The sequence below is a fragment of the Nostoc sp. genome (assembly GCF_036917815.1).
In the GTDB taxonomy this organism is placed as follows: Bacteria; Cyanobacteriota; Cyanobacteriia; order Cyanobacteriales; family Nostocaceae; genus Nostoc.
In genome coordinates this window covers 40,124-50,460 of the sequence record NZ_JBALEK010000027.1, presented here as the reverse complement: position 1 = coordinate 50,460, position 10,337 = coordinate 40,124, and the positions used below count along the sequence as shown (strand labels likewise).

Annotated in this window: 6 protein-coding genes; 3 read left to right on the top strand and 3 right to left on the bottom strand. The window is 40.3% G+C overall.

The annotated features are described in order from the left end of the window. The first annotated feature begins 382 nt into the window (after window positions 1-382). Window positions 383-2,485 (top strand): NAD(P)H-quinone oxidoreductase subunit 5, encoded by a 2,103-nt coding sequence (locus tag V7K97_RS07715; protein WP_334800246.1) that lies wholly within the window; start codon window positions 383-385, stop codon window positions 2,483-2,485. A 370-nt stretch (window positions 2,486-2,855) separates the two neighbouring features. On the opposite strand, the gene V7K97_RS07710 is transcribed toward V7K97_RS07715, so the two are convergent. Further along, a complete protein-coding gene (locus V7K97_RS07710) occupies window positions 2,856-5,984 on the bottom strand; it encodes an NACHT domain-containing protein (RefSeq protein ID WP_334800243.1) in 3,129 nt (1,042 codons plus the stop codon). Window positions 5,985-6,103: 119 nt separating this feature from the next. On the opposite strand from V7K97_RS07710, the gene V7K97_RS07705 reads away from it, so the two are divergent. After that, entirely contained in the window at window positions 6,104-7,246 is a 1,143-nt protein-coding gene (locus V7K97_RS07705) for an IS4 family transposase (RefSeq protein WP_334800253.1), read from the top strand. Here the strand turns inward: V7K97_RS07705 and V7K97_RS07700 are convergent. After that, on the bottom strand, window positions 7,211-8,014 hold the full coding sequence (locus tag V7K97_RS07700; protein WP_334800242.1) for a hypothetical protein: 804 nt from the start codon (window positions 8,012-8,014) through the stop codon (window positions 7,211-7,213). The genes V7K97_RS07705 and V7K97_RS07700 overlap by 36 nt on opposite strands. 88 nt (window positions 8,015-8,102) lie before the next feature. After that, entirely contained in the window at window positions 8,103-8,360 is a 258-nt protein-coding gene (locus V7K97_RS07695) for a hypothetical protein (RefSeq protein WP_334800240.1), read from the bottom strand. A gap of 366 nt (window positions 8,361-8,726) precedes the next feature. Here V7K97_RS07695 and V7K97_RS07690 point away from each other — a divergent pair, with 366 nt between their 5' ends. Continuing rightward, a complete protein-coding gene (locus tag V7K97_RS07690; protein WP_334800239.1) occupies window positions 8,727-10,304 on the top strand; it encodes an NAD(P)H-quinone oxidoreductase subunit 4 in 1,578 nt (525 codons plus the stop codon). The last annotated feature ends 33 nt before the right edge of the window (window positions 10,305-10,337 follow it).

Below are 10,337 nucleotides of genomic sequence, written 5' to 3'. Positions count from 1 at the left end.
ATGACCAGTGACCAAATCTAAAACCATGCTTAACACCCCACCCAAAGACCTTTGGGTGGGTTATTTTATCCTAAAGGGTGTGTGTCACAATTATTTAACTGGTTCCCAGCCTGGAGGCTGGGAAACCATTCTGGGGGGCTGCCGCCTCCTCTTTCTTGACCAGAGGCAGCAGCCCCTGGGAATGAGGTGATGGTGTATGTGGCATTGGACTAATGACAAATGACCAATGATCAATGACAAATGACCAGTGACCAAATCTAAAACCATGCTTAACACCCCACCCAAAGACCTTTGGGTGGGTTATTTTATCCTAAAGGGTGTGTGTCACAATTATTAACAGTTTCGACACGCTAATCAAGAATTCTAAAAGTAGGCGTCAGTGATGGAAGTAATCTATCAGTATGCCTGGCTGATTCCGGTGTTCCCTCTTTTTGGGGCAATGCTGGTCGGTCTAGGGTTAATCTCGTTGAATCAGGTGACAAACCGCCTCCGCCAGCTTAACGCTGTGGTGATTATCTCCATGATGGCAGCAGCTATGGGGCTGTCCTTTGCCTTGCTATGGAGTCAAATTCAAGGACACGCGGCTTATATTCGCACCTTTGAGTGGGCGGCAGCAGGTAATTTTCACCTGAGCATGGGCTACACTATTGACCACCTAACAGCCCTAATGCTGGTGATTGTCACAACGGTAGCCTGCTTAGTCATGCTTTACACCGATGGCTACATGGCTCACGATCCCAGTTACGTGAGGTTTTACGCCTATCTCAGTTTATTTGGCTCCTCAATGTTAGGTTTGGTGGTCAGTCCCAACCTAGTACAGATTTATATCTTCTGGGAACTGGTGGGGATGTGTTCTTACTTGCTGGTCGGCTTTTGGTACGATCGCAAGTCAGCAGCCGATGCCGCGCAAAAAGCATTTGTCACCAACCGCGTGGGCGACTTTGGTTTGTTACTCGGCATTTTGGGGCTGTTCTGGGCAACGGGAAGCTTTGATTTTAATATCATGGGCGATCGCCTCGCCCAACTCGTAGAATCAGGTTCGATCAGCAATTTTCTCGCTGTCCTGTTGGCGATTTTAGTTTTCTTAGGGCCAGTGGCGAAATCAGCCCAATTCCCCCTCCACGTCTGGCTACCAGATGCGATGGAAGGCCCCACTCCCATTTCTGCCTTGATTCACGCAGCAACAATGGTGGCGGCGGGTGTTTTCCTCATTGCCCGGATGTACCCAGTATTTGAAGACGTTCCAGCCGCAATGAATGTCATTGCCTTTACTGGGGCGTTTACGGCGTTTTTGGGGGCAACTATTGCCATTACCCAAAACGACATCAAAAAGGGCTTGGCTTATTCCACCATTTCCCAACTCGGTTACATGGTGATGGCAATGGGAATAGGTTCCTACAGTGCTGGACTATTCCACCTGATGACCCACGCCTATTTCAAGGCGATGCTGTTCTTGGGTTCCGGTTCAGTAATTCACGGCATGGAAGGAGTTGTCGGTCACGATCCCGCCTTAGCGCAAGATATGCGCTTGATGGGTGGATTGCGAAAGTATATGCCCGTCACATCAATTACCTTTTTGATTGGTTGCTTGGCAATTTCTGGTATTCCGCCCTTTGCTGGCTTCTGGTCAAAAGATGAAATTCTGGGGAAAGCTTTTGAAGCTAACCCATTCCTCTGGTTGATTGGCTGGCTAACTGCCGGGATTACTGCTTTTTATATGTTCAGAATGTATTTCTCGACATTTGAAGGCGAATTCCGGGGTAATGACGAGAAAATCAAGCAAAAACTCAAAAAGGCGACAGCGACAATTGTCCTGGAATTAGAGTCACAAGAACCAGCCCCGAATTTTGGGCCTGGGGCGATGAAGAAAGGAGAATTGGCCGCAACTAGTCAGCATCATGACTCCCATGACTCCCACGGGCATCACAGCGACTCACCTCACGAATCGCCGTGGACAATGACCCTGCCGTTGGCACTGCTAGCAGTGCCTTCGATTTTGATTGGTTTGGTGGGAACTCCTTACGCCAATTATTTTGAAGAGTTTATCTTTCCTCCTAGTGAAACTCTCTCCGAAGTTATAGAAAAGGCTTCCGAGTTCAATCCGACAGAATTCTACATCATGGCGGGTGCCTCAGTGGGAATTTCTTTGGTTGCGATTACCTTAGCTTCGTTAATGTATTTGCGCCGTAAAATTGACCCGGCGGCGATCGCTGCTAAAATCCAACCACTTTACGAGTTATCCCTCAACAAGTGGTACTTTGATGACATTTACCATCGGGTTTTTGTCCTCGGCTTGCGTCGCCTAGCTAGACAAGTTATGGAAGTTGACTTCCGCGTTGTCGATGGTGCTGTTAACCTCACAGGCTTTTTCACCCTTGTTAGCGGTGAAGGTCTGAAGTACCTAGAAAACGGTCGCGCTCAATTCTATGCCTTGATTGTATTTGGGGCTGTTTTGGGCTTAGTGATTGTCTTTGGTGTTACCTGATTTTAATCGGGGTGGGCGAATGTCCGCCCCTACATTATTTCTTGATTTCCTGGTTTGGTTGCCAGATGCCCGCATTAGGGAATAATTTATTTTATAGATTACTGCAATTAACTTTTATTTCTACAACATCCAAACTCTCTTCTTGAGCTAGTGACAAGTTATTTACAAAATATAGTGACTTTAAATTTAATAAATTGCATTTTGGGTTGTGTGCAATGGCTAGAAGCAACCCAGGCATCGCATTTATTTTTTTGGACATACTCAGATATAAGTATCCTAAAGGAATAATAAAGATGGTTGAGCAACGGATCAATACCAGTCTTTATTCAGCGTATAGAGACAGTATACTCAAGCCTTGTAATTGTCTATTCTAGATTGAAAACCATTTATCCCTACGTGCTATCTCCCCTACAGCAATCGTTTGAGATGCCACAACATCCTTACATATAGCTTCCGCTGCTGCAACCAAAAATCCAGGATAACGATCAGGGTGTTCAGCAATCTCCTCAGCAAGATCAATTGGCAAAGACGTTTTTTCTGCTCTTCTAGCAATGCGATGTGCAAACCAGTAGGAAGCATATTCCTCTGATATTGATCCTTTAGCATAACTTTGAGCAATCACTTCCAAAACAGGATGCCAATCAGTTTCATTTGTTTGAAGAAGATCAAGAGCCAACTCTTGGCGGAATTTTAGTACTAATGGATCACATCCAGCATACGCACTAAGATATGAACTGTAGAACTTTATTTTACTTTGATCTCTCGCACGTAGAGCAAGTAAAGTAACTGTCTTTGCATCCAAATTTATTGGCATTGAGTCAACGTTAAAGTGGATAATTCGATTACCTAAGTCTTCTGTTAAAAGAACAGCATTTTCTACGGAATAATATAACCTCTGCCAATTTTTAGAGGATAATTTTCTAATGTAAGGATCAATAAAATTAACCAGACTTCCTAATGTTGTTGAACTACCCCAGGTTACAAGAACTAATGTAATAAACATGGCATCCATTTCGTCAACCACTTTTTCCAATTGTTGTTGCCACCAAATTGGTCTACCAGCTTGCAACCTTGCATAACGTGTTCGTCGGCATAGGGATTTTGAGTGTTCAAGAAGTTCAGGGAAATCTTTGCATGTTTCACTTTTAGATTTAATTCCACTACCTAGGTTTGCGAGATCAAAAAAAGACCAGTTATCACCCCAAACTTTGCGACACATTTCAACAAGATTGTCCCAAGGGGTAATATCAGTTGCCCATTCTTGTACACTACGCTGCGATTCGTGTTCGGCTGTTTCTAAAATCTCATAACAATTAGCAATTTCTTGAAATTCAAGTATCGATTTAACATACTTTCTACTCAGAATAGGGTGAAAGAAAACTCTTCCATGATTGACTATGTGAATGTCATGTTCCCAAAATTGAGATAATTTAATGTTAAAAGTTCTTGCTTTAAAAGCTAATGCATATCGGCTTACGTCAATAGAGTGACAGAATAGCTCTATGATGCTATTTATCTTGATATTTCGGCGATTATCAACTACAATATTTCTTTGTAAAATTTCCTGTATAGTTAAAATAAAATTTTCTTTAGTCATTTCACAATAATCAAATCGCCTAATCTTAAAAAGAATAGACAAGCATTTTGAGCGATTAAAATCATCTGAAAAAATTATTTTTAAGTCAGCTAAACTAATTTTATTTAAAATACCTAAATAGTATCCATACTCAAGCCAATCACCTTGTTGAATATTATTCAGATTACAAAAATATCTTTTCCATAGAGTTAAAATTTCATCTACTGTGGCATTTACTCTGATTAAATCTATTATTTCTAAAGCATAGTCTTTAGGAGGAATTTTCTGCAGGCTTTTGAAGCAATGACTGATTAGTTCTTCTTGTCCACAATCTTTTGGAAGTATGAGAGGGTTTCCTAAACCAAGGCGGCGGCTATTGGAGGGTAATACATATCGCAATCCAATCCCATCCAGTATCAGTTCAACAACAGCTTTAACAGATTTAGGATGTTGCTTAAATACCCAGTCAGAAAGTAGAGTAGCTGCTAATATCCTTGGATGACTAATTAGTCGATATCCTTCCTGTTCAATTAAATCTTGTAACCTGTCAATCAGTGAAGGTAGTTCACCTTTGGTATAGCAGCCAGCATAAAATCTCGTAACGTTGAACCAGTAAAAATTACGTGCTATGGCATCAAAACGATCAGGCAATGTCCCCGTTTTTTCATTTCCAGTTGGAGAATAAGGAGCAGTATCATAAAGGTATCGCGCCGTGAAGTACTCTCGCAGTGGTTGAACTTCAAATTCATACATACCTTCAACACGTTGTACAAGTGCCATTATGCGTTCTACCATGCCCCTAAATAATTCATCTAATAATGATTTAGAATGACCTTCATCATCAAGATATTTTGAAAGAAGTTCATAAAGTTTGTCTTTAGAGATGCTTCCATTGCCTCCCTGCTCTGCTTCTGTATGAAGTATCCAAGCAAAATATCTTTGAACATTTATTAAAAGTTCTCGGTGGTCACGAACTATAGGGGTCTTTGCTGCTTCACGATCTAGAAAATGCTTTATATAATCATCGTAAAGAGCCGTTCTTTTTTCTGGAAGCGATAAACCTTGACTACGAATAAGGCTTAGTAATATTGTCAACTGCATTGGATTTTTAGATAAATCGCGCAGATGTGGTTGATTTAGCTTTTCTTTTATAACCTTTCTAATTTCCGCAGCTTCTTTATTATCAAGCTTTCGTGCCTTAATCCAATTGGTTGTATATTCGTCAATCAGAGTACGAGTTAGGGAATCAAGCTGATAGTGTGGAAACTTATCCTGTGGAAGACCAGGCGAATTAGCAAATGCTGCTGGGCGACTTGTTACAACAACTTGAAGTGATTCAGCTATTGTTTCAAGACGATTTACACCAATAACAATCTCATTAACAACTTCCTGCCTTTTGAAGATATCAGCAACTTCATCAAGCCCATCAAAAATAAGTAGTACTGGACTGAGTTTCATTACAGCACGCAGATCACTGACATCAAACTCACCACCGCCTGAATCATGCCGTACTAAAGCGGCAAGAAATGATTCTAAAGATTTTTGCCAATTATAAGGAAGTTCTTCTTCTTCATCAAGTGAAAAAGGATTTTTTTTATCAAGCCAAGTTGCCAAATCTCTCAAATCAATTTTGAATGGTAGACGAACTGGAGAGTATCTATGTATAGGAGGCAATTTTTCTAACGTTTCATCCTTATAATCTGTCGATAAAGAACGTAATACTTCATCATTGCCCAATACTCGCATTCGATGTACTTGGCACACATATTGAGCTATTGTCGATTTACCTTGTCCAGGCGCACCCTCGATAACTATTATAGGGATATTTTTTTGAACCAAGATATGGAGTAGAAATGTTGCTGCGCCAACTATTTCCCGTTCTTCTGATCTAATATTATTAGAGTACAAATTAACATCACTCAAAGTAGTATGTACCTGACGGGGCGACAAACAAGACTGAAAACAAGACCGTGTAAAGAATGTAACGATGTATGGTAAAAAAAGATAGGTCAGATATTGTCAATAAGACCTATCTAATGAAAATGATACCTTTATTCTATCAAAAGCACTTAAAAAGTCAATTGAGTCTAGCAGAATACCTGTTTCTCCAAATTTTGGTGAACATCTTACAGTCAATTAAAAATGTGAATTTAGAAAGGTTAGCGAATGGGATACCTTTGCCAATTAAATTTGAGAGTAGAAGAAAAAGAATACAAAGATTTCTCTCATTACCAAATTTAACAATTGAAAAAATTTGGTTTCCCATTATAAAAGAATGGTTATCAATATATTTTACTAATGAAAAAATAATTTATGTAGCAATTGATAGAACTAACTGGAGTCGAATAAATTTGTTTATGGTGAGTGTCATTTGGGATAAAAGAGCATTTCCAATCTATTTTAAATTATTGCCCAAATTAGGGAGTAGTAACATAGATGAGCAACAAAAACTATTGTCTCAAGTAAGTCCCCTTTTTCACAACTATAAAATATGTGTATTAGGTGATAGAGAATTTTGTTCTGTAAAACTCGCTAAGTACCTTCAATCATTGGGTGTATACTTTTGCTTGCGATTAAAAAAGAACGAATTTGTAGAGGTTGAAAAAGATATTTTTCAGGAATTAAACAGTCTGGGATTAGAACCAGGAGTATCATTTTTTATTCAAGGTGTAAAGGTAACAAAGACTCGCGGTTTTATGAGCTTTAACGTTGCTTGTAAATGGAAACGTAAAATTAACGGAGTAGCACCGAAAGAAGGATGGTTTATCTTAACGAATTTTGAGGCGTTAAAATTGGCTATTTCTGCCTATAAACAAAGATTTGATATTGAAGAAATGTTTAGAGATTTCAAGAAGGGAGGCTATAATTTAGAGGATACAAATGTAACTGGTGAACGCTTTATTTCTCTAGTTTTATTGATAGCAATTGCTTACTCTTCTGCAACAATTCAGGGTCAACAAATCAAACGTAAAGGAATACAAAAATATATTGCTCGGATCAAAGAACATGGTCGAACGGAACGGAGACATAGTAGTTTTTATATCGGCTTATATGGTCAAACTTGGGTCAATTTCAAGGATGTTTGTATGGATTTAGTCACGGAATTAATGAAATTAAATCGCAATAAATATAAGTATTATCAACAAGGTCTAAGAGCTATGAAGCTTATAGAGTCTGTCTTGTAGCTGATTTTGTCCCCCCTTCAGAGTATGTACTTGAGTATTTCTATTTCTTTCAATATTTGAAGCAACATGATGATATATTCTATATGACTTAATTGATTTCTTGCTATTTGTATCTATTTGCGGAGGAGAAATTGGAACATCTATAAATAAATCTAACAGCCTATTTTGCAGTTCTACTTGCCTGAATTTAACCTCTTGCTCTTGACAAAATTGATGTTTGACAAAAGAACGAATTGCATCAGACCTGCGCTCACTATTTTCTGAAAGCCTAGACTCAATAACTGATCTAATTAAGTCTGGGCCTGTCATCAACTCAGGATATACCCACTTTAAATCCCAAGAGCTATCCAGTCTGCGGTTTAAATCATCAAGCCACCAGCACATGGATGGTACACCAAGCTTATTAAGTAGTTGATTAGCTTTATCTATGGAGCCTGAGTCAGGATGTGCAGTTCCCGGAACATTAGTAATCAAGATAAATTGAGTTGCTCCCTTAGGAATTTGCTTCTTAAGTTTTGGTGCTTCCTCCTCTAATATTTTTACCAACCATTTATGAGGATCAGGTAAAGCAAACGGTCGTTTTACCAACTTGATTTGGTACATTATAAAACTGCGGTCAGAATCCATTCCTAAATAGGCCACCGCATCTCGTCCCCCATCCGGTTGTGCAACCGGAAAACATTGGACGTTGGGATATTCTTTTGTCAGTAGTGCTTGGCAGAACTGCTGAAACTTTTCTGGGTCAAGATTATGAAATGGGTAATCCATGTATCGATAACACTAAATAGTTGTTTAGTCAGAATTTTGAGACAGCGTTTGAAGCGATATGTAAAACGAACGAACTTCTGCCATAAATCTAGGCTTTGATATCGTCCCAAAGCTCTGAAACTGGGAAAGTTTGTCCTACTGCTGCTTGTCGCACAGACTCTTGCAGGTCGGCTAATATTTGTGCTTTTGGCTCTTGTTCATCAATCCAAGTTAAACTACTGACATTATCAGAATTTATCAAACTTATAAGCTGTTGCCAAAGTTCTAGAGGGACGAGTACATCTGTTGTTTCTCCATTTACGTTGGTGACATAACGAATTTGACTTTCAATTTGTGCGATCATCATCTGGTTATTTCTCCTGTTATGCTTTTTTTGCATCAAATCGCTTTTTTCAACAACCACCAAACAGCATAGTGTATTTTTAGCGATGGGTTGGATTACGCGTAGACGCGGAGCGGCTTGTCGTAGACATCGCACATTCCTTAAATTCTAGTTCAGCGGCTTTTGTTAGGGTAAATTTTTGACTTGATTACCAGTATTTAAACTGATATTCTGCATTCCCTCAAGTCAAAATAGACTCCTCGGATACCAAATGGGGGATTGCCAATTTAATTAAATCAACCTAACAATGAAGGAAAAATTGCTAAAAAGCTGTTAGTTAATAACTAGTGACTTTTTGCCAAACATGATTTTGATAGCAGATTGATTGTGATGAATATAGCTAATTTCCCCTGGCTGACGACGATTATTCTGTTTCCGATAGCGGCGTCGCTACTTCTTCCCATCATCCCTGACAAAGAAGGCAAAACAGTGCGCTGGTACTCCCTCATCGTCGGGCTGATAGATTTTGCACTAATTGTTTACGCTTTTTATACTGGGTATGATTTCTCCAATCCAGATTTGCAGTTGGTGGAGAGTTACCCCTGGGTACCCCAATTGGGTTTGAATTGGTCAGTAGGGGCAGATGGCTTGTCCATGCCCCTAATTATTTTGACTGGATTCATTACCACGCTGGCGATTTTAGCAGCTTGGCCTGTTACCTTCAAGCCCAAGCTATTTTTCTTCTTGATTTTGGCGATGTATGGCGGTCAAATTGCCGTGTTCGCTGTCCAGGATATGCTGTTGTTTTTCCTGGTGTGGGAACTGGAACTAGTACCGATATACTTTTTGCTGTCGATTTGGGGAGGCAAAAGACGACAATATGCAGCGACTAAATTTATTTTATACACCGCCGGCGGGTCGCTGTTTATTTTGTTGTCTGCCCTGACAATGGCATTTTACGGCGATACGGTGACGTTCGACATGCGATCGCTCGCCCTCAAAGATTTCGCCCTCAATTTGCAACTTGCCCTCTATGCTGGCTTCCTCATTGCCTACGCCGTCAAGTTGCCGATTATTCCCTTGCACACCTGGCTACCTGATGCCCACGGTGAAGCTACAGCGCCCGTACACATGTTATTGGCAGGTATTCTGCTGAAAATGGGCGGTTATGCCTTAGTTCGGATGAATGCCCAAATGCTCCCCGATGCCCACGCTTTCTTTGCACCAGTATTGGTGGTTTTGGGGGTAGTTAATATCATCTACGCTGCCTTGACATCCTTTGCCCAGCGCAACCTGAAGCGAAAAATTGCCTACTCCTCAATTTCCCACATGGGCTTTGTCATGATTGGTATTGCCTCCTTCACCGATTTGGGATTGAGTGGGGCAGTTTTGCAAATGGTTTCCCACGGGTTAATTGGGGCGAGTTTGTTCTTCCTAGTGGGCGCAACTTACGATCGCACCCACACCCTAATGTTGGATGAAATGGGCGGTGTCGCTAAGAGAATGCCGAAGATTTTCGCTATGTTCACTACCTGTTCAATGGCTTCTTTAGCATTGCCAGGGATGAGCGGTTTCGTAGCAGAATTGATGGTATTTGTGGGCTTTGCTACTAGTGATGCTTATAGCTCTACCTTCAAAGTCATTGTGGTGTTTTTGATGGCAGTTGGAGTGATTTTAACTCCAATTTATCTGTTGTCCATGTTGCGAGAAATTTTCTACGGAGAGGAGAACAAAGAATTAGTTTCTCACCAAGCTTTGATAGATGCCGAACCCCGTGAAGTATTTATCATTGCCTGTTTGTTAATTCCAATTATTGGTGTTGGTTTCTATCCAAAATTGCTGACTCAGATGTACGACGCTACAACTGTACAATTGACGGCAAGATTGCGTGATTCCGTGCCGACATTAGCACAGCAAAAACAAGAAACACTAAAGGTTTCTTTGAGTGCGCCGTCAATTGGTAATTAAGTTGCGATCGCTAGTTTAGTTTAGTTTAAATAC

Excerpts from the sequence above, each read along its gene's own strand:
- V7K97_RS07715 (WP_334800246.1), top strand. The coding sequence starts at position 383 with ATGGAAGTAATCTATCAGTATGCCTGGCTGATTCCGGTGTTCCCTCTT.
- V7K97_RS07705 (WP_334800253.1), top strand. The coding sequence starts at position 6,104 with ATGATACCTTTATTCTATCAAAAGCACTTAAAAAGTCAATTGAGTCTA.
- V7K97_RS07700 (WP_334800242.1), bottom strand. The coding sequence starts at position 8,014 with ATGGATTACCCATTTCATAATCTTGACCCAGAAAAGTTTCAGCAGTTC.
- V7K97_RS07695 (WP_334800240.1), bottom strand. The coding sequence starts at position 8,360 with ATGATGATCGCACAAATTGAAAGTCAAATTCGTTATGTCACCAACGTA.
- V7K97_RS07690 (WP_334800239.1), top strand. The coding sequence starts at position 8,727 with ATGAATATAGCTAATTTCCCCTGGCTGACGACGATTATTCTGTTTCCG.